Here is a 20,680-nt window from a genome sequence, read left to right on the forward strand (position 1 = left end):
CAAGGAGCACGCCCATGGCGCAGACACCACCACCGGTTCCTGGACAGGGGACGGAACTCAGCCGCCGGTCACTGCTCGGCTGGGGCGTCGCCGGCGCGGGAGCCGTCGCGCTCGGCGCGACCACCGCCGCGCCGGCCGCCGCCGCCCCGCCTTCGGGCGCCGGCGCCGGGCCGCTCGCGGTCGGCCGTCCGCGCACCGAGTACGCCGACCACCCGCTCGGCACCGACGTCGCGCAGCCCCGCTTCTCCTGGACCGGCACCGCCCCCGGCCACGGCGCCACCCAAAGCGCGTACCAGGTGCTCGTGGCCACCAGCCCGGACCGGCTCACCTCGGACACGGCCGATGTCTGGGACTCGGGCCGGGTGGTCTCGCCTCGCTCCGTCGGCGTGGCGTACGACGGGCCGAGGCTGGCCCCGCGCACCCGCTACCACTGGACCGTCCGGCTGTGGGACGGCGCCGGCCGGGAGACCGGATGGAGTACCCCCACCTGGTTCGAGACCGGCCTGCTCGACGAGGGCTTCGGCGCGGCCCGCTGGGTCGGTGCCAAGCCCGACGTGGCGGACGCCCCCGTGGACGTCGCCGGCGCCTCGTGGATCTGGTCCCCGGGGGCCACCGCGAGCAACGCCCCCGTCGGTACCCGCTGGTTCCGCGGCCGGCTCGCGGTTCCCGCCGGGGTCGAGATCGCGGTCGCGCACCTCGTCGTCACCGCGGACGACGACTTCACCGCCTACCTCGACGGGCGACAGGTGCTGCACGCCCCACAGGAGAGCAACGGTTGGCAGAAGGCGAAACTGGCCGAGGTCACCGAACTGGCCCGCGCCGCCGCCGGCCGTACGCTCACCCTGGCGGCGGTGGCCGTCAACCGGCCCGGGGCCACGGTCAACCCGGCCGGCCTGCTCGCCAAGCTGGTCGTGGTCACCTCCACCGGCGAGCGGTTCGTGCTGGTGACCGACGGCTCCTGGCGCAGCAGCGACACCGAGCAGCCCGGCTGGCAGGAGGTCGGCTACGACGACGCCGGCTGGGCCGGGGTGGCGGTGCTCGCCCCCTACGGGCAGGGACCATGGAGCAGCAACGTCACGGTGCCGCAGCCGCACGCCCTGGATTTGGCCGGTGCGTCGTGGGTCTGGGGTCCGGGCGCGACGGTGAACAACGCTCCCGCCGGCCCGCGCTGGTTCCGGGGCAGGCTGGCCCTGCCCGCCGGGCTTGACGTCACCTCCGCCCGGCTGATCATGAGCGCCGACGACGACTTCACCGCGTACCTGGCCGGCCAGCTCACCCTCTCCGCGCCCCAGCAGACCGACGGCTGGCGCACCGGCCGGGTCGCGGACGTCACCGAACTGGCCCGGGGCGCCATCGGCGGCGACCTGGTGCTGGCCGTGATCGCCACCAACCGGCCCGGCCCGTCAGTCAACCCGGGCGGCCTCATCGCGAAACTCGTCGTCCGGACCGCCGACAGCCAGGAGCTGGTGCTGGTCACCGCCGCCGGCTGGCGGACCACCGGCACCGTCGAGTCCGGCTGGGAGCAGCCGGGACACGATGACGGCGGCTGGTCGCCCGTGGTGGTGCTCGCCCCGTACGGGCAGGGTCCGTGGGGCAGCGGCGTCGAGCCGCCGGTGGAGGAGCGGCCCGCACCGCTGCTGCGGCGCGCGTTCGAGCTGACCAAGCCGGTGGCCCGCGCCCGGCTGTACGCCAGTGGCCTCGCCTACCAGGTGCTGCACGTCAACGGGAAACGCGTCGGTACGGCCGTGCTGGACCCCGGGTTTACCGACTACGACGACACCGTCCTGTACGTGACGCACGATGTCACCGACCTGCTCGCCGAGGGGCGCAACGTCCTCGGCGCCGAGCTGGGCCGCGGCTTCTACGGCATGACCACCCGCAACGTGTGGCGCTGGCACCAGCCGCCGTGGCACGGCGAGCCGCGGCTGCTGGCTCGCCTCGTCGTGGAGCACCCCGACGGGTCGCGGACGGAGGTCGTCACCGACGACGCGTGGCGGATCATGGCCGGCCCCACCCTGTCCAACTCGCTGTACGCGGGGGAGACCTACGACGCCCGGCGCGAGCCGGCGGGCTGGTCGACGGCCGGGTTCGACGACGCCGGGTGGACCCGGGCGGGCGTCGTGGACGCCCCGGCAGGCACCTTGCAAGCCCAGGAGCACGAGCCGATCCGGGTGGTCGAGTCCGTCGCCCCGGTCAAGCTCGCCTCGCCGCGCGCCGGTGTCTGGGTGGCCGACTTCGGCCGGACCACCGCCGGCTGGGTGCGACTGCGCGCCACCGCCCCGGCCGGCACCACCATCCGCATCCTCTACGGCGAGAAGCTGCGCGCCGACGGCACCGTCGAGGCGTCCAACGGCAACGTGCAGAGCGCCCGGTTCCAGCAGGACGAGTACGTCGCCCGGGGCGGCGGCGAGGAGACGTGGGAGCCGAGCTTCTCGTACAAGGGCTTCCGGTACGTGCAGCTCGACGGGCTGCCCGGCGTGGCGACCACCGACACCGTCACCATGCGGGTGGTGCACTCCGACGTCCGGGACGTCGGCGAGTTCCGGTGCAGCGAACCGCTGTTCGAGCAGTTCGAGCGGATGATGCGCCGTACGGTGCGCAACAACCTGCACGGCATCCCCACCGACACCCCGATGTACGAGAAGAACGGCTGGACCGGTGACGCGCAGGTGGCCGCGCCCACCATGGCGGGCCTGCTCGACCTGTCCCGGTTCTTCACCAAGTGGCTCGGCGACCTGCGCGACAGCCAGGTCACCTCGGGGCAGGTGCCGGTGATCGTGCCCAGCGGAGGCTGGGGCTACCAGGAGCTGGCCCCGGCGCCGGAGTGGACGACCGTCTACCCGTTCCTGCTGCGCGAGATGCACCGGTGGTACGGCGACGACCGGCTGCTGCGGCAGCACTGGGAGCCGGTGGCCGACTACCTGGAGTGGGAGCTGGGCCGGCTGCGCGACGGGTTGGCGGTGACGGCACTCGGGGACTACCTGTCGCCGGGCACCGGCGGCAACCCGCCGGAGGACACCCGCCTGACCGCCACTGCCTACCTGTACCGGGCGCTGGTGGCCACGGCCGAGGTCGGCGAGCTGACCGGCCAGGACGCGCAGGCCGCCCGGTTCCGGACGGCGGCGGCCGGGCTGCGGGACCGGCTCAACGAGACCTTCCTGGACCGGGCGCGCGGGCTGTACCGCACCGCCCGGGACCCCGGCTACCGGCAGACCTCCAACGCGGTGCCGCTGGCATTCGGGCTGGTGCCCGACGATCTGGTCGGCGCCGTGGTGGACAACCTGGTCGCCGACATCCGCGAGCGGGGCTGGCACCTCAACACCGGCTGCCTCGGCACCAGCGTCCTGCTGTCGGTGCTCACCGAGCGCGGCCACGCCGACGTGGCGGCCCGCGTGGCGCTGCAGCGGACGTATCCGAGCTGGGGCTACTGGGTGGACAACGGCGCCGACACGATGTGGGAGATGTGGCCCACGTCGACGCGCTCCCGGCAGCACTACTTCCACGGCACGGTCGTGCAGTGGCTCTACCAGCACGTGGCCGGCCTACGCCCGATCGCCGACGGCTGGGGGAGCGTCGTTGTCCGCCCGGACGCCCGCGCCGAGCTGTCCGCCGCGTCGGCGGCGGTCGACACGGTCCGCGGCCGGGCGTCGTCGGCCTGGCGACTCCAGGACGGTGCGTTCGAGCTGACCGTGCAGGTGCCGGTCGGCGCGACCGCCGAGGTGCACGTACCAGCGGCGCGCGCCGAGGATGTCGAGGCGTCGCCCGGCGGGCTGGTGACCGCCCGGCGGATGGCGGACGGCTACCTGGTGCACACGGTGGGCTCCGGTACCTGGCGGTTCGTGAGCAGTTCCGCGCCGACCGCCTGACGCACATCGACGGCGCCGGCCACGCGAGGAGCGTGGCCGGCGCCGCAGTGCGGGAGCGCCGACGACGCCGGGACCGCGATCCGCGCCATCGTGGGCGCGCTCGCGGATCAGCGCCGGGGCTGGTCGCTGGAGCGGCGTACGACCAGCTCCGGCTGGAACACCACGTGCCGGTGCCGATGTGTCTCGCCCGAGGAGGCCTCCTCCAGCAGCAGTTGGGCCGCGGTACGGCCGAGCTGCTCGCGGGGCTGACGCACCGAGGACAGCGGCACCGCCGCCGCACCGGCGAACTCGATGTCGTCGTAGCCGACGATGGCCACGTCGGCGGGCACCCGCAGACCGCGCGCGGTCATCTCCTGCAGCACGCCGAGCGCGATCAGGTCGTTGGCGCAGAAGACGGCGGTGGGTCGCTGCAGAGCGGGCAGGGCCAGCAGGTCCTCGGCGGCGTGCCGTCCGGCGGCCACGGTGAGGCTGGTGGTGGTTGCGACCCGCAGCTCGGCGTCGCCGTGGTCCTCGAGCGCGGCCGCAGCCCCGGCGTGCCGGTCGGCGACCTGGGCGATGGAGAACGGGCCGCCAACGTATGCGATGCGGCGGTGGCCCCGCTCCAGCAGGTGGTCCATGGCCAGCCGGCCGCCGCGCACGTCGTCGACGGCCACTGAGCAGCGGCTGGCCTGGCCCGTGCCCCGGTCGACGAGCACCACCGGGATGCCGCGGTCGATGAGCATGTCCAGGTGGGGTTGGGACCCGTGGCCGACCGGGGTGATGAGCACCCCCCGTACCCGCTGCTCCTGCAGCAGGTCCAGGTGCCGGCGTTCCCGGGCGCTGTCCTCGCCGCTGTTGCAGACGACGAGCATGGCACCGGCGTCCTCGACCGCCTGCTCGGCGCCGCGCACCAGGTCGGTGAAGAAGGGGTTGGCCACGTCCAGCACGACGATGGCGACGGTGCGGCTGTGGCCGGCGCGCAGCTGGCGAGCGGAGTCGTTGCGGACGTAGTTGAGTTCGGTGATGGCATCGAGTACCCGCTGCCGGGTCGCGGGGGCAACCGTGTCGGGCCGGTTGAGCACGTTGCTGACGGTACCGAGGGAGACGCCGGCGTGCCGGGCTACCTGCTTGATGTTCGCCGTTGCCATAGCTCCCCTCGACCGCTCGGGCTGGCTTGCCGGCCCGCCGCCGGTGCGGGCGCCGTGTCCGCAGCTGTACGGGCACCGGCCGGAACCGGTTCTACCGGCTGGTGACGCGCAGTCTATAGCGCCTAAAACGTTTCATCGAGCCGGTCCCGGGTGGCCGGCGCCCGGGTCGCCCTGAAGCGAGAGGGTCTCGCATGCCAAGGGCTCGGTCCAGCAACAGGCAAGAAATCTGGGGAAAGCCTTGACGCACGCGAATGCCTCCCCCTACGGTCCAAGCCAGTACATGAAACGATTCAGGACGGGCTCGGATGAGCTCCGGCACACCGGGCGTCGGACGGGGCGGCCTGGCGGGCTGCCATGGACCAGATAGGCGGCCGAGCATGCGTATCGCCCTGTTCGTCACCTGCCTCGCGGACACGCTCTTCCCCGAGGCGGCGAAGGCGACGGTACGGCTGTTGGAGCGCCTCGGCCACGAGGTGATCTTCCCGCCTGATCAGACGTGCTGCGGGCAGATGCATGTGAACACCGGCTATCCCGACGAGGCGTTGCGGCTGGTGCGCCGGCACGTGCGGGTGTTCGCTCCGTATGACGTGGTGGTGGCGCCCTCGGGTTCGTGTGTGGGATCGGTGCGGCACCAGCATGCGATGGTGGCCCGCCGGGCGGGGGACGAGCGGCTGGCCAGCCGGGCGGAGGAGGTGGCCCGGCGCACCTACGAACTGTCCGAACTGCTCGTCGACGTGCTGGGGGTGACGGACGTGGGGGCGTACTTCCCGCACCGGGTGACGTACCACCCGACCTGCCATTCACTGCGGATGCTGCGGGTGGGGGACCGGCCGTTGCGGCTGCTGCGCGCGGTGCGTGGCCTGGATCTGGTGGAGCTGCCGCAGGCGGAGCAGTGCTGCGGGTTCGGCGGCACCTTCGCGGTGAAGAACGCCGACACCTCCACGGCCATGCTGGCCGACAAGATGCGCAACGTCCTGGCCACCCGCGCCGATGTCTGCACGGCCGGGGACGCTTCCTGCCTCATGCACATCGGCGGGGGGCTGTCCCGGCTGCGGGCGGGGGTGCGGACGGTGCACCTGGCGGAGATCCTGGCCAGCACGGAGGGCAGCGAGACGGCGGGGGAGCGGGACCGGTTGGGGGTGCGGCCATGACCCGGACGTTCCTCGGCATGCCGGCGACCGCCCCGGCCGGCGTGGGGCACCTGCGCGGAGACGAGCCGTTCCCGGTCGCCGCCCGGCGGGCCCTGGCCGACGCCCAGCTACGCCGCAACCTGCGGCACGCCACCACGACGATCCGGGCGAAGTCGGCGGCGGTGATCGGTGAGGTGCCGGACTGGCAGGAGCTGCGCGCCGCCGGTGCCGCGATCAAGGCCGACACGATGGCCCGCCTGCCGGAGCTGCTGGAACAGTTGGAGGCGGCGGTGACCGCGGCCGGCGGCACGGTGCACTGGGCGGCCGACGCGGTGGAGGCGAACCGGATCGTCACCGACCTGGTCCGGGCCACTGGCGCTGACCGGGTGATGAAGGTGAAGTCGATGGCCACTCAGGAGATCGGTCTCAATGAGGCCCTCGAGGCGGCCGGGATCGAACCCGTGGAGACGGATCTGGCCGAGCTGATCGTGCAGCTCGGCGAAGACCGGCCCAGCCACATCCTGGTGCCGGCCATCCACCGCAACCGGGCCGAGATCCGGGAGATCTTCCTGCGGGCGATGCCCGGCGTCGACCGCGACCTCACCGACGAGCCGGCCGCGCTGGCCGCCGCAGCGCGCCGGCACCTGCGCCAGACCTTCCTGAGCACGCGGGTGGCCGTCTCCGGGGCGAACTTCGCCGTCGCCGAGACCGGCACCCTCGCCGTGGTCGAGTCCGAGGGCAACGGGCGGATGTGCCTCACCCTGCCCGAGACCCTGATCACCGTGATGGGCATCGAGAAAGTCATCCCCACCTGGGCCGACCTCGGGGTGTTCCTGCAACTGCTGCCCCGGGCCTCGACCGGGGAGCGGATGAACCCCTACACCTCAATGTGGACCGGCGTCACCGCCGGCGACGGACCGCAGGCGTTTCACCTGGTGCTGCTGGACAACGGGCGCAGCGCCGTGCTCGCCGACCCGGTGGGCCGGCAGGCGCTGCACTGCATCCGCTGCTCCGCCTGCCTCAACGTCTGCCCCGTCTACGAGCGCACCGGCGGGCACGCGTACGGCTCGGTCTATCCGGGGCCCATCGGGGCGGTGCTCTCCCCGCAACTCACCGGCGTCGCCGACAACGCCTCACTGCCGTACGCGTCGTCGCTCTGCGGCGCCTGCTACGACGCCTGCCCCGTCATGATCGACATCCCGTCGATCCTGGTCCACCTGCGTAGCGAGGCCCCCCATCCGCGCAGTGAGGCGATCGCCATGGCCGCAGCCGCGTACACCATGGACCACCCGGCGCTGTACGCGGCCGCGCAGCGCGCCGCGGGCCTCGGTCGGCTGGCCGGCCGCGCCCTACCACCACCGTTGAACGGCTGGACCACCAGCCGGGACATCCCGGCCGCGCCGCGGCAGACCTTCCGCCAGTGGTGGGCCGAGCGGTGAACGCACGCGAGCTCATCCTCGGCCGAATCCGTGCAGCCCTCGGCGAGCCGCCACCGGCTCCGGCTGCGGTCCCCCGGGACGTCCGGTCGGCTGGCGCCGCCGTCGACCTCGAGGTGCTGGTGCGCCGGCTCATCGACTACCGGGCGACCGTACACAGATGCACCGACGACGAAGTGGCGCAGGTCGTCGACCAGGTTCTCGGCGGCCGGCGCGTCGTGATCCCGCCCGGACTTCCCCGGCACTGGCTGCCCGCCACCGTCGCGGCGACGGCCGACGAGAACCACGCCGCGGAGCAAATCGACGACATGGACGGGGTGGTCACCGCGGCAGCAGTGGCCATCGCCGAAACCGGCACCATCATTCTCGACGCCGCTCCAGACCAGGGCCGCCGGGTCATCAGCCTCGTGCCGGACGTGCACGTCTGCGTACTGCGGGCTGACCAGGTCGTCGCCACCGTGCCGGACGCCCTCGCCCGGGTCGATCCGCACCGGCCGTTGACCTGGATCAGCGGACCCTCCGCCACGAGCGACATCGAACTCAATCGGGTCGAGGGCGTCCACGGCCCTCGCAACCTGCACGTCGTAATCACGACGTACCCGTAGGAGGCCGAGTATGACTCGGAAGGCGCTTCCGCTGGCATCGACCCCTCCGTCGGATCCGTCGGCGACGCCTTTCGGATCCGTCTGGGTGCCTGGCATCTCAGGCCTCGGGTAGTTTGGGCGGCTGCGGTCGGCTCGGCGAGCGAGCTGGCGTATGCCCGGAGGAGCGGTATGGGAGCTTCGGAATGCGCTGACCTCCGGGCAGCGCCCGCGTCGCAGCGGAGGGCCCCAGCACGGCGTAACCGGCGTCCACACGGGCGTCGGCCTGCCCAACACGAGGCCGGTTCAGCCGATCATTGCCGTCGGTCTCGAGGGCCCGAGAGCGGGGAGCAGGGTGGGAGCAGCCGGGTGCACTGAACGGCGTTGAACCGCGCCCAACGGGTCGGTTGTCGTCTCGATTTCGATGCGGCGGGACTTGGCCGCTGCGGCCAGTGCTAGCGTGGGCGACAGGACCTCGCGTGCTCCGGAGCTGAACGCTGGGTGCTTGCCCCGCGCCGGGGGTGCCGGTGGGCTGGAGGTCTCCGACGTCGACACCGATCGCGGCCAAGGCCTGCCGATCAAGATCGTCTGCCGCCATGCGAGCCGTTTCAGCGCGGGCCGTCCATCTATATGCACCAGTCCCAGCTGACCTCCGGCACCGCGACGGACGGCGTCTGGGAGTTCTCGGGCGACATGTCGCGTACGCCGTGCCCGGCGAGCGGATGCTCAACACGACTGAGCTCTTTGACACTGCCGGCAACGAGTCATCGGCGCCGACGGTGGACCTCTCTCTGCGGGTGACAGGAATCGCGGATCTGGGCAACCCGGCGGCCGACCTGTCCAGTGCCCGGTGGATGACGCCGCGGGTTCTCGCCAACGACGCCGACCGGACCGTACGGCTACGTATGCGCCTCACCGACGACCGCTCGGGTATCGCCCGCAGCAACACCACGGTAATGCTGTCCCCGGTCAACGACCACAGCGTTGGCGCCTACTTGATGACCATGCGGCCCGTCTCCGGTACAGCGACCGACGGCATCTCTTCGGCGACGGTGTCGGGCACGTCTCTTACCTGAGTGCCTCAAGGAGATTCCCACGCTCACCATCACCAACGTCCGGTGATCCCGGCCAGTCTCTTAGGTCTTCGAGGGGTCCGTCGCGGGTCGTCACTCGGAAGGAGCACGGCGGCCGGCGACGACGCGGATGTCCGACAGTTGGATCGCGGACGGTGCGATACCGACGTCCAATGGTCGCAGTGCGAGAGATCGGACCACGGTGACCACGGAACCAGCGGACCAGCCCCGGCCGGCGAGGGCGCTCACCTTCCCGGTCCGGCTCCGCTGTGCCGCCCCAGCCGAGGTGCTGACCGGCGAGGCGTGGGAGGACGCGGTGGCCGCGGCGCTGGGCCGTGCGTTCGCCAACGCGCGCCGCTCCCTGCCGGACCACGACGTGGTCGGCGGCGGCGTGGTCCTGCACCCGCCGGAAGTGACCGGGCCCGACCTGCTGCCGCATCAGGAGGCCGCGCTGCGGGCGCTGATCGAGCGGGCCGTCCGGCGGGCGGCCCGGCAGCAGCGCCTGCCCGTTGCTGCGGTGGCGGAGCGGACGCCGGCCCCGCGTGCGGGCTCCGGCCGGCCGGGTCACGCACTGGCGAAGGTGGCGGACGACGGCCCGCCGTACCGGATCCGCCAGAAGGTCGCCTTCCGGCTGACGCCGCGGCAGTTCTTCGAGATCCGCAAGCGGCTCGGGCGGCGGACCGGTACCGGTACGACCGACCCGGCCGACCCCATGGAGCTCTACTTCCCGCAGCTGGACGACGTGATGCCGGCCGCCGCCTGGCTGTCCGAGGCGCGGCGGCGGTACGACTTCGCCACGCTCAGCCGGGAGGTCACCGCCGCGTACGCCGTCACCCGCAGGTCTGGCGAGTACGTCTGGGCGATCAGCGGGTGGGGCCAGCTGCGGGCGGCGATCGCGGGGGCGGACCGGGACGGGAAGGTGGCCGCCGCGGTGCCCGACTTCACCCGGATCGGCTTCGTCGAGACCAAGCCGGACAGCGCCGAGCAGACGCTGCTGCCCGGCGCCTGGGTGCTCTCGGTCTTCCTCCCGCTGCCGAACCTGACCCTCGGCGATCTGGTGGAGCTCCGGCCCGAGCAGACCGTGGACGTGCCGCTGAGCGAGGCCGGTGCGCTGGTCACGCCCGAGGCGTTCGCCGCCGCGACGGGCGCCGACTGGGCGGCCACCGTACGGGCGGTGCCGGATCTTCCGGTCCCGGTGGTCGCGGTGGTGTTCGTGGTGAGGCGGGCGGTGCACGAGCGGGCGCTCGCGGCGTTGCTCCAGGCGCACCGGAAGACCTCGCTCGGCAAGGTCGTGGCGCTGACGGAGGCGGCCACCGAGCAGCTCGGCCCGACGCTCGGCCCGTTCGCCGCCGCGCTGGCCGACCCGGCCGCACCGGCGGCGGCGCGGCGCGGCGCGGCCGCCGGCTCCTGGCAACCGGGAGGCATGGGAGTGCACCTGAGCCCGGTGCTGCCCGCGGATCTGCGGACGCGGGTGCTCCGCCAGGCCAACGCGGCCTTCATCGACGCGCAGGCCGCCGAGGTGCAGCGCATCCTGCGGCTGGAGAACGGGTTCTGGTCGGCCGACCGCAAGGCCGCGTTCCGGGAGTACGTCATCGGCTGGGACCGCGGGCGGCGGGATCCGGCGCTGTTCGCGCTCGTGCTCGACGAATTGCACAAGCGCGGCGAGCTGGACACCTTCTTCGGTGCCGTGGGCGAGATGTGGTCCACCGACACCTACCTCAAGCGCCTCGTCGTCCGGTTGGTGGTGGGATCCCCGTACGCAGACGACCCGCGGATCCGGGCGGTGGTGGCCAGCATCGAGGCTCTCGTCCACAGCGGGGAGCGCGGCAGGTACGACGTGGACAAGCAGGAGATCTGGCTGCTCAACGACTCCGACAAGATCGTCCGCGCGGCCGGGGACAGCACTGACGACGCGGCCGGGGTGGTCGCCGTGGTGGATCCGTACTATTCGGAGTCCTCGCGGGTCCATCAGCCCAAGCCGGAGATCCTGGAGAAGCTCAAGGAGCCCACCCGCAAGAAGGTGAGCGAGCTCATCGGGCGGATGGTGTGCAATCCGGGCGAGCGGATGACCCGCGAGGAACTGCTGCAGAAGGCCATGCAGGAGGCGGCCAAGGAGATGCCGCCGCTGGAGGAGAAGGACCTCGTCAAGGTCACCCTCCGCAAGACGGTCCGGGTGCTGAAGCTGGAGCGGCGTACCGAGGGCGGGGTGCCCGCGGTCTACGTCCACTACCAGCCGGTGCAGAAGGTCGGGGACAACCCCTGGGTCCCGGCCGGTGAGGTGATCGTCGGGTCGCCGACCGCATTCGAGGCCTACCTGACCTACTACCACGTGCAGCACCTGCAGGAGGCGCTGACCGTCTTCCTGCTCGCCGAGACGGTGATCTTCGGCGGCGTGATGATCATCGAGTTGGGCATCGCGTCGGGTCTCCAGCTGCTGTTCTTCGTCAGCGTGCAACTGGTGATCTACCGCTTCACGACCGACGCCGAGGATCGCACCCTGCAGGGCTACCTCACCGCCGCCCTCAAGGGTGAGCTGGACGCCGTCGGGTTCAAGGGCCTGTCGCTGGCCGTCAAGCAGGTGGTCGGCTTCGGCGCCGGGTTCCTGGTGACCCGGGAACTGGTCTCCGAGGTGGCGACCAAGTGGATTGTTTTCGCCCTCCGCGGCGGCCTGACCGCGGCCGGCATCGGTGCCATGGAGGTCGCCTACCAGTTCGCCGACGACCTGCTGCGCTACTCGCACTGCTCGGGCTGGTCGAGCCCGGGCACCTACTGGACGCGGTTCAAGCACGGCTTCCTCGCCGGGCTGGTCATGGAGTTCGCGGTGGTGCCGCTGCTCTCCCCGGCGCTGCGACCGGCGCTGGAGAAGGCGGGCACGGCGGTGGAGGCGGCCCGGGCGCTGCGAAGCTCCGGCCTGTCGTGGGGCGAGACCGTCTCCGCTCTGCTCAAGGGCGCCCGCGAGGTCGAGGCGGCCATCGGCCGGACCGTCGAGCACGAGGCGGGCGCCGTCATCGCCAAGGGTTTCCGCGCCAAGTTCACCGAGATCCTCACCGCGATCGGCCGCGAATACCGGTCACGCGCGTACCAGTCCCTGCTGGAGCTGTACGGCCCGGAGCTGACCGGCGCCGCCTCGGAAGGCCTGGAACGCCTGGTCCGGACGGCCGGGGAGCGGCAGATCGACGGGCTCCTGCAGCGGCTGCTCACCAACAAGCGCGCGCCGGCCGAGGTGCTGCGGGCCATCGGTGCCGCCGACGACGCCCTCATGAGGGCGATGGCCGAGGCGGGCACCCTTTCTCAGCTCGGTTCCGCCCCGCGGGTCCTGTTCTTCCTCACCCAGGAGCCGGCTATCGCGGCGCGGGTCCTCGCCGGGCCGTTCCAGCACGGACCGGCCGCTCTGGAACGCTTTCTCCAGCGGCTCGAGCCGCTGTCGGCGGACGCGGGACGCAGTGTGATCCGGGCGCTCGCGGCCGACAATCCGCTCCCGGCCGAGCTGCTGCTCGGTGCGGCCAGGCAGGTCGGCGCGCTGGACGAGGCGGCGCTGCTGCGGCTGCGGCAGCTGCACGAGGCCGAGGTGCAGCGGGCGGCCGCCGCGGCGCCGAAACCCGCCGCGCTGCCTCCGAAGCCGCCCGCCGATCCGCCACCGCCACCGCCACCACCGCCGGCCGATCCGGTTAGGCTGTCCGATACCACGCCGCCGCCGTCCGATCCGGTCAAGCCGCCGGAGAAACCGGTGGAGAAGCCGGCCGAGACCGCCAAGCCGCCGGAGGAGCCGTTCGTCATCGAGTCGGCCACGCTGAAGGAACTCCTGGCCGAGCTGGAGAAGAAGGGCTTCACGGGCGACGACCTGCGCCTGTTCATGGGGGAGAACACGAGGCCGTCGGCCGCGCTGGCCCGGCGGGTCGCACGGCTGCTCGAGCGGTTCACGCCCGCGGAGGTCAGGCAGCTCGGCCGATTCCTGAGCCGGCACCGCGTGCAGCTCAACGACCGGACCGTCGACCTCCTCGACGAGGTGCCCAGCGGCAAGCTCGCCGCCGCCATCGAGGGCATGGAGGACATCGAGGCCGGCAAGGCGCCGTCGCGCGGGGAGTGGTCCGAGTCCGAACTCGCCGACCGGGTGGACATCACCATCCACCCCGGTCGGCCGCCGCGGCTGGACCAGATCGTCGAGACCCCCGGCAGCGTCGCCCTGCGCGCGTCGATGCTCAAGGCCGGGGTAGCCCCTCCGCCGCCGGGATACCACGCCCACCACATCATTCCGGAAGGGGAGTTCGGCCCGGGCCTCGACTGGATGCGTGAACGTCTGGCCGCGGCGGGCAGCGGCATCAACGAGGCCGAGAACGGTGTGTTCCTGGCGGCCAGCCGCACGACGGAAAACCCGGAGCTGACCCGCCTGCACAACTCGTACCTGCACGCCGGGCCCCAGGTGGAGTACGCCTACACGCTCACCCGCCGGCTCGGCGACCTGCACGGCGCGGAATTCACCGCCGAGGTGCGGGAGATCGCCCAGGAGATGGCCGAGAGCAAGTTCCGCACCCTGGACATCCCCCACGGGTGGAAAACAAAGTGGGAACCCGGGATGAGCGCGCCCGTCGACCCGAAAATCACTCCGGAGTGGATCGGCGAATGACCGAAATCTCGGCCGTTCGGGTGAACATGACCAGGTACTTCTCCTGTCGTCGGACTGGCGACATCGGTGGGCCGTCCGCCTCTCTACCGTGTGGAAGATGCGAACGGTGGTGCCTCTGGCGGCCCACGGCGCGGACGTGGTGCCGGTGCTCCGGCGGATCCTGCCGTGCGGACGCATCACCCTGGTGGGTCCCGGCGACCTCACCGGTGCCCGAGCGTCGTGCACCTGGGCCGGTACGGACGCGCGGGGACCGGTAGCCGCCGAGGACCCGGCCGGCGTCCGGGCGCGGGACTGGCTGCGCGGCCACCCGAGTCATCTCGACCCGGTCCGGCTCGACGAGCTGCTCCTGCTCCCGCTGGCCGCCGACGCCGCCTGGGTGCTGACGCGTACGCGCGGCGAGTTCTCCGCCGCCGAACTGGACGTGGCCTGGCTGATGGCGCCGGGGCTGCGGTTGCGGTGGCGGCTCGGTGCGTGCCGCCTGGAGGGCCTCACCACGCGCGAACTCGACGTCCTGCGGCTGATGGCGGACGGACTGACCGCGAGCGCGGTGGGCCGGCACTGCCGGATCAGCGCGCGAACCGTGCACAAGCATCTGGAGAACGCGTACTCGAAGCTGGGCTGCCACGACCGGATCACCGCGGTGCTGATCCTGCGGGACGCCGGGCTGCTCGGCGGTGGCGTGGTCCGGCCGGCCTGATCCGGCCGGACCACCCCGTCGGTCAGCCGTTGGCGATCGTGAACATGCGCAGCGCGCCCAGCGCGCGGCCCTTGCGGTCCCGCTGGACGATGTCGATCGCCTGCAGGGCGCCCGGCTGCTCCTCGTCGGTCTGCACCAGCAGCTTGCCGCGCTTCGCGTCCTCGAAGGTGGGCATCCGGTGCCGGCGCGGGCGGCGGTGGCGGTGACCGCGGTGCGGGAAGTGCGGCCAACGACCGTCGCGGATGTCCGGGTGGTCGTCGTCGCGGTCGTCGTATGGCGGCTCACCGATGTCCTCGACCGACAGTTTGGTCGTGAGCGGACGGTCGGACGGGAAAACCGGGAACGGCTTGCCCTTGATCAGGACCGACAACTGGCCCGGCTCGCCGTCGCCGCCCTCGGCCGCGATGACGAAGTCGTGCGACAGCAGGAGCGCGCGGTCCCCAGCGCCGAGACCACCCCGCAGGTCCACGGGCTCGAAGGCCACGAACGTCTCCTCGACCTCGCGCGGGGCCGGCATCACCAGGAACTCCATGATGTGCTCGGCGCGCAGGCTCATCGGCAGCACCGTGATGTTCCGCTGGCCCTGGTGCTGGTCGTTGATCACGCTGAAGTCCTCGCCGTCGAGCAGCGGCCGCCCGTCGTCGGCGCCGTCAGCGTCGGAGTACACGTTGGCGACCAGGCACATGTGCCCGTCGCCGTTGATGGTGGCGTTGAGCTCGGCGTTGGTCGGCACCCACGGGAACGAGCCGTTGACCAGGCAGGTGACCACGTGAGCGTCGTTCGCCCCGGAGCTGCCGGAGCCGGGCGCCACCGAGCCGACCGACCCGCGCAGCCGCTGGATGGCCTGGTTGGGTTGGGCGATGCCGATGAACGGGTTCATGACGTAGGCGTCCACGTGCACGTCGGTGACCGGCTCCGGTCCCTTGTTGGACACCCGGACCTTCACCGAGGTCTGCGCGCCGACCCGGGTCTGGGTGTCGTTGGGCCCGCCGCTGAGCGTGATGCTGAAGTTGTTCCACTGCGGATTGGTCCCGGTGTACGGGCGGGTGCCGTCGTCCTTGGTGGGCGACGACCCGAAGTCGACGCTGAGGTAGAGATCGCCGGGGATGGGTGGCATGACTGGCCTCCGGGTACGAGTTCCGGCTCAGGCGGTGTAGAGGACCTGGAATCCGGAGAGGGTGACGGTGTCGCCGGCGGCGGCGCCGTCGAGGGTGGCTAGGACGAAGTAACGGAACTGGACGGTGTCGACCACCGCGTTGTTCGGATCGACCGGCGCGTTGAGGTCGAACGGGTTGGTGTCGCCGGTGACCCGGGCGAGCCGCTCGGCCGGGGCGACGGTGGACAGCAGGCGGGACCGCATCAGCGACACCCGCAGCGTTCCGGTGCCGCTGTTCTGCCCCAGGGTGTGGAAGGACGCCATCCGCGCGCCGTGGGGCAGCGACACCGACTGCACCCCGGCGAGACTGGTCAGCGGACCGGACCGGGACGCGAACCCGGCGGTGTCCTGGACCCACGCGCCCGAGCCGGCGACGGGCGCCAGGGCGGGGGACAGGGTGAGCGTCTGCTGCACCGGCCCCGGCCCCTGCCCCAGCGCCACCAGCGCCGTGTTCACATCGGTGACCACGTCGTGCAGCGTGGTCAGGTCGGCGGCCAGGGCCCGGAACCGGGCGTTGAACCCGTTCGGGCCGCCCGCCTGGACCCGGTCCCGGTTGTCGACGTAGTCGGTGTGCCGGAACGTCGGGTTGAAGACGACATCAGCCATGCTCGGCGTCCTTTCGCAGTCGGGAGGCGGAACGGTGCAGCCGGAACTTCGGGTAGGTGTAGTCCGGATCCACCGACGGGCTGCCGGTCAGCTCGACAACGGCCGGGCGGATGGCCCGGGTCAGCACCTCTACGCCGAGCGGATGGAGGGCGTGCACCACGTTCATGATCAGGTCGTACTGGTCGCGGCTGATCGTCGAGCCGGCCGGGACGCCGGGGCGCAAGCGGATCTGCATGGCGTAGGGGCCGTTGGCTCCGGCCTCGCGGAACGCCGCCTGTACCCATACCCGACCGGCCCGCTCGCCGACCAGCTGCACCTGCGGCAGCGAGGTGGTGCTCACCCCGGCCGCGCCCGGCGTGGGCTCGAGCGGGCCGCTGGACCAGCTCAGCCGCGTGGTCGCGGACACCGTTGAGGGGTCCGGCACGACTTCCAGGGCGATCGAGCCGCCCTCGGTCACGGTGTGCGGGCCGCGGACCTCGATGAGGTCCCCGGCGGTGTGCCGGACCTCGACGGTGGTGCCGGACACCGAGACCCACGCGAATCCGGCGGCGTGGGCGCGCGCCGCCAGCGCTTCGGCCGGCAGGCTCGAATGCCGCAGCGTCAGGGCCCGGCCCTGCGCCGCCAGGGTGAGCGGCGCACCCGCGGCGACCGGCACCAGCGCGGACACCACGGTGAGCGTCCCGGCCACGCCGGCCAGGTCGTCCAGCAGCGCCAGCAGCAGGTGGGACACGCCGCGCTGCGTCCGGCGGGCCTGGGCCGTCGCGTATGTGGCTCGGAGGTCGGTGACAGTGTCGAGCAGGTTCGAATCGACCGGATCGCCGGGCGCACCGGCCACCTCCGGCCCGGCTCCCAGGGTGCCGTCGGCGGCGATCGTGCCGCCCGCGGCCACCGTGACCGGCCGGACGTGCACGGCGACCGACGCGGTGCTGGTGAACCCCTGGCGCAGCAGGTCGAGGCTGATCACGGTCAGCCCGGGCTGCACACCCTGGACGGTGGCCTGACCGCCCGCCGCCACCAGCCGGACCCGGCCCGGTCCCAGCCCGGTCGCCACCGACCAGCTCAGCTCGGCGTCCGGCGGCGGCGCGGGGGAGACGGTCAGGGTGAGCGTGGCGCCCACGTCCACCTCGGGTTCCGCACCGTCCGCCACCGGTGGGGCCGCGACCAGAGCCACGGCGCTGCCCGGCGGGCAGGAGGCGTACACGCCCGTACCCCGGGGCTGGGTGCGCACCCAGGTGAAGCCGGCCTCGTGGGCCCGCGCGGCCAGCCTGCCGGCGGACAGTCCGGGATGGGTGACTATCAGCCCACGGCCGGCGGCACGCGCGTCGTCCGCGTCCGGTGTCCAGGCGGCCGCCACCCGCAGTCGGCCGGCCTCGCCCGCTACCAGGCCGAGCAGCCGGTTCAGGGCGGCGGCGAGCGGCGGTTGCATCAGATGCGGGTCGCCGGTGGTGACCGGGCCGTAGTCGGCGCGGGCGTCGTCGTGCCGCAGCAGCAGCACCGGATCGATGCGCAGGTCGTCGGGATCGCCGTACAGGTCGTCCTCGCCGGTACCGCGGCGCCCGGCGGCGTCGATGCTCTCGCCGGGGTCCAGTGACACCGGCACCACGCGGACGACGGCGTGCCCGCGCGTCACCGGCGTGTCGGTGTCGTCCACGACGATCGGATCGGCGACGCCGCCGATCGAGCCGACCGCCTCGTTCAGCAGCGCGGTGAGTCCGGCCGGGGTGGGCAGCACCCAGCGCCGGAAGATGCGCAGCCGGCGGCGGTAGTGCTCGTCGCTCTCGCCGAGCGCCGGCGCGAAGCCGGCCCGCGCGCTCCGGCTGATCCGCACCTCGTCGACCACCGCCCGCAGTCCGCCGGACCCCGGGCCGATCACCACCGGTACGGCGGCGGTCAGGGCGCCCAGCGGCCCGGCGTCGGCCAGGTCCCGCCGGATGCCGTCCACCCACAGGGCCGCCGACGCCTCGGCCCGGTCCACCACCAGGGCCAGATGCGTGAACCGGTCCACCGGAAGCGACAGGTCGGCGTGCAGCGCGACCTCCCGGGTGCCGTCGGCGACGGTCGCACGGACGGCGCGGGGCAGGCCGCGGCCGAACTCGCCCACCTCGACCGTCCAGCCCGGTCCGGTGGCGCCCCGGCGGGACAGAACTCGGGAGTCCGGAGTGGACGGCTCCGGCTTGACGAAGCACTCGGCGGTGAAGGATGCCGTCGCGGGCAGGTCGAAGGCGGGGTCGGCGGCGACGGTGGCCGCGCCCGGACCGGCGAACGCCAGGGCCGGCCCGTACCGGCCCGGGACACCGGGGGTCGCGCTGCCGGACAGCACCCCGGGATGGGCGGTCCGGCCCGGGAAACGCCCGGTGGCGTCCTCGACGCCGGCAGCCCCGGAGGCGTCGTCGAGGTGGTGGAGCGCGATCGTGTCGTCGTCCACCGGATACGGCAACGGCGGGAACCGCGGGACGGCGAGGTCCGCGCCGATCAGGTCCAGGGTCGGCCCGATCGCGTGGTCGAGCCGCCGCTGGGCTGCGGTCCGGGCGATGTGACGGCGCAGCGCGTCCCGTTCGGCGCCGAGCACCCACAGCACCCGGGCCAGGTTGCCCAGCAGCACGCTGATCGACCACTGCTCCGCAGCCGGTCCGGGCGCCGGGACGAAGCCGGAGCCGCTGCGATGGGCCACGGTGATCCGGCCGACCCGCGCCGCCCCGGTGGCGGCGGCGGGCAGCGGCACCGGCACCGATTCGCCGGTGAGCGTCCCGGCCCGCAGCAGCACCGGCACGTCGGCGCCGCCGCCGGGCAGCGCCGGGTCGCTCACCCGGAGGGTCACGCGGGTCTCCTGGTCGAGGTCGCGCAGGCTGCGCAGGACGTACGACGGCACCGGCGCGACGCCGAACCGGGCCTGATGGTCACCGAAGTCGTACGCGGCGACGTCGGCCGCGCCCGGGGTGCCGGCGACCGGGCTCAGCGACAGGGCGAGCACGTCGCCACCGGCCGCGAACGGCTGGGTCAGCCGGCGCGACATCCGCCCGGCGGCGCCCCGGGCCACCGACAGGAGATCGGCGCTCATCGGCAGGGTCACGGCGTCACCAGCTCGAGGTCGTGCAGCTCCGCGTCGGTGCGGAAGACCGGCAGCTCGGTCGGCCCCATGACCAGGTTCTGACCGACTGCGGCGTCCACCTCGGTGCTGAGGTACGGCACGTCGCCCAGGGTGATCCGGCCGAACGCGGGCGGGTGCCGCCGCAGGTGCAGCCGCTGGACGTCGACCACGCCCGCCACCTCGACGATGGTGCGGACCACCCGGCTGTACAGCACGTCACCGCCCAGCCGCAGGTCGCTGAGCCCGGCGGCCAGCGCCTCCCGGGCGGCGGTGGCGAGGGCCGCCTGGTCGTGCCCGGGCTCGGTGACGATCCGCGCGCGGACGCCGACGTCGATGTGGTCGGCCTCGACCACGTTGGGGTGCACCCCGGCCGGCCGGACCAGGTCGACCGCCGCCGACACCCGCTCGAACACGCCCGGCACCGCGCCGGTCGTGGTCCAGGGCCAGCGGAAGTCGTGCGCCACCACGATGTCGAAGCGGTAGGGCTCGCCGATCCGCCGTTCCGCGTTGAACAGCCGCTCGGCGAAAAGGAACTCGCCGAAGAAGCTCTGCGACACGTCCACCCCGCCGAGCGGGTCGGTCAGCAGCACGTCGATCACTCCGTCGACGTCCAGGACGGTCTGGCGTACCGCCTCGGCGGTCCACAGCGACCGGGAGATGCCGAGCTGCCGTCCCCGGTAGCTGTCGTCGTCCTCGCGGCCGTCGCCGCCGGTGAGGTCCTGCTGGTTGACGACGGTGACGTCCGCGGGGCCGAAATCGGCGAGATACACCGACCGGTACGCGGGGTCGACGGTCGTGATGGCGCCGGCCGGGACGTTGCCGTCGGCGCCGCGGTGGAAGGCCTGGACGCCGACCGTGGCGACCGGCGCGGCGGCGGTGAGCGTCATGGCGGTCCGGGTGGCGTACGCCTGGCCCGTTCCGGGTGCGAGCAGGATCGTCCCCTCGCCCACCACGTACGTCCGCCCGGGCAGGCCGCCGGTGAGGGTGAGGGTCACCGTCCCGGCGGCGAAGGTGTCCCGGCGGGCCAGCCCGACGTCGTCGCCCAGCAGGTCGAGGGTGTCGCCGGTGGCGGTGGACACGAAGGCGCTGTAGTAGAAGTCCTCCAGCCGCTTCCACAGCTCGGCGTCCTCGTGGGCCGCAGCCTCGAGGAGCTTCCGCAGCGGGCTGGTCGACGTGAGGTCCGGCTCCAGGCCCAGGGTGGCCCACATCTGCCGGGCCCGGTCCATCGCGTCGCCCAGGATGGCGTCGAATCCCTTGAGGACGAACCCGTCCCGGGTCACTCCGAAGTCGCTCATC

12 protein-coding genes are annotated in these 20,680 nt (G+C 72.9%); 7 read left to right on the forward strand and 5 right to left on the reverse strand.

Annotation, left to right across the window (positions count from 1 at the left end):
* Nucleotides 1-14: 14 nt before the first annotated feature.
* Nucleotides 15-3,866, forward strand: a complete 3,852-nt coding sequence (locus tag AC0OLQ_RS17320) for a family 78 glycoside hydrolase catalytic domain (RefSeq protein ID WP_484532206.1) — start codon at nt 15-17, stop codon at nt 3,864-3,866.
* A 107-nt stretch (nt 3,867-3,973) separates the two neighbouring features.
* Here AC0OLQ_RS17320 and AC0OLQ_RS17325 read toward each other — a convergent pair whose 3' ends face one another.
* Entirely contained in the window at nt 3,974-4,993 is a 1,020-nt protein-coding gene (locus tag AC0OLQ_RS17325) for a LacI family DNA-binding transcriptional regulator (RefSeq protein ID WP_484532207.1), read from the reverse strand.
* A 377-nt stretch (nt 4,994-5,370) separates the two neighbouring features.
* Here AC0OLQ_RS17325 and AC0OLQ_RS17330 point away from each other — a divergent pair, with 377 nt between their 5' ends.
* The 6 genes from AC0OLQ_RS17330 (at nt 5,371) to AC0OLQ_RS17355 (ending at nt 14,534) form a co-directional block, all read left to right on the forward strand.
* Complete coding sequence (locus AC0OLQ_RS17330) at nt 5,371-6,144, forward strand: (Fe-S)-binding protein (protein ID WP_484532208.1); 774 nt, start codon at nt 5,371-5,373, stop codon at nt 6,142-6,144.
* Nucleotides 6,141-7,562, forward strand: coding sequence for a lactate utilization protein B (locus AC0OLQ_RS17335; protein ID WP_484532209.1), 1,422 nt, complete (start codon nt 6,141-6,143; stop codon nt 7,560-7,562). The genes AC0OLQ_RS17330 and AC0OLQ_RS17335 overlap by 4 nt, the downstream gene beginning before the upstream one ends.
* Nucleotides 7,559-8,164: a LutC/YkgG family protein gene (locus tag AC0OLQ_RS17340; protein ID WP_484532210.1), complete on the forward strand. Its 606-nt coding sequence runs from the start codon at nt 7,559-7,561 to the stop codon at nt 8,162-8,164. The genes AC0OLQ_RS17335 and AC0OLQ_RS17340 overlap by 4 nt, the downstream gene beginning before the upstream one ends.
* Before the next feature lie 683 nt (nt 8,165-8,847).
* On the forward strand, nt 8,848-9,216 hold the full coding sequence (locus tag AC0OLQ_RS17345; RefSeq protein WP_484532211.1) for a hypothetical protein: 369 nt from the start codon (nt 8,848-8,850) through the stop codon (nt 9,214-9,216).
* Nucleotides 9,217-9,415: 199 nt separating this feature from the next.
* On the forward strand, nt 9,416-13,837 hold the full coding sequence (locus tag AC0OLQ_RS17350) for an AHH domain-containing protein (RefSeq protein WP_484532212.1): 4,422 nt from the start codon (nt 9,416-9,418) through the stop codon (nt 13,835-13,837).
* Between the two features lie 97 nt (nt 13,838-13,934).
* Complete coding sequence (locus AC0OLQ_RS17355; protein ID WP_484532213.1) at nt 13,935-14,534, forward strand: helix-turn-helix transcriptional regulator; 600 nt, start codon at nt 13,935-13,937, stop codon at nt 14,532-14,534.
* Between the two features lie 22 nt (nt 14,535-14,556).
* Here the strand turns inward: AC0OLQ_RS17355 and AC0OLQ_RS17360 are convergent, their stop codons facing one another.
* The 4 genes from AC0OLQ_RS17360 to AC0OLQ_RS17375 are packed head-to-tail and all read right to left on the reverse strand — an operon-like array spanning nt 14,557 to nt 20,679.
* Nucleotides 14,557-15,651, reverse strand: coding sequence for a hypothetical protein (locus AC0OLQ_RS17360; RefSeq protein ID WP_484532214.1), 1,095 nt, complete (start codon nt 15,649-15,651; stop codon nt 14,557-14,559).
* A 27-nt stretch (nt 15,652-15,678) separates the two neighbouring features.
* Nucleotides 15,679-16,296: a hypothetical protein gene (locus AC0OLQ_RS17365; protein ID WP_484532215.1), complete on the reverse strand. Its 618-nt coding sequence runs from the start codon at nt 16,294-16,296 to the stop codon at nt 15,679-15,681.
* Entirely contained in the window at nt 16,289-19,366 is a 3,078-nt protein-coding gene (locus tag AC0OLQ_RS17370; RefSeq protein WP_484532216.1) for a LamG-like jellyroll fold domain-containing protein, read from the reverse strand. Before AC0OLQ_RS17370 ends, AC0OLQ_RS17365 begins: the two co-directional genes overlap by 8 nt.
* Nucleotides 19,363-20,679 (reverse strand): baseplate J/gp47 family protein, encoded by a 1,317-nt coding sequence (locus AC0OLQ_RS17375; protein ID WP_484532217.1) that lies wholly within the window; start codon nt 20,677-20,679, stop codon nt 19,363-19,365. Before AC0OLQ_RS17375 ends, AC0OLQ_RS17370 begins: the two co-directional genes overlap by 4 nt.
* Between the last annotated feature and the right edge of the window lies 1 nt (nt 20,680).

The sequence above is a fragment of the Micromonospora sp. Utrum1 genome (assembly GCF_057197805.1).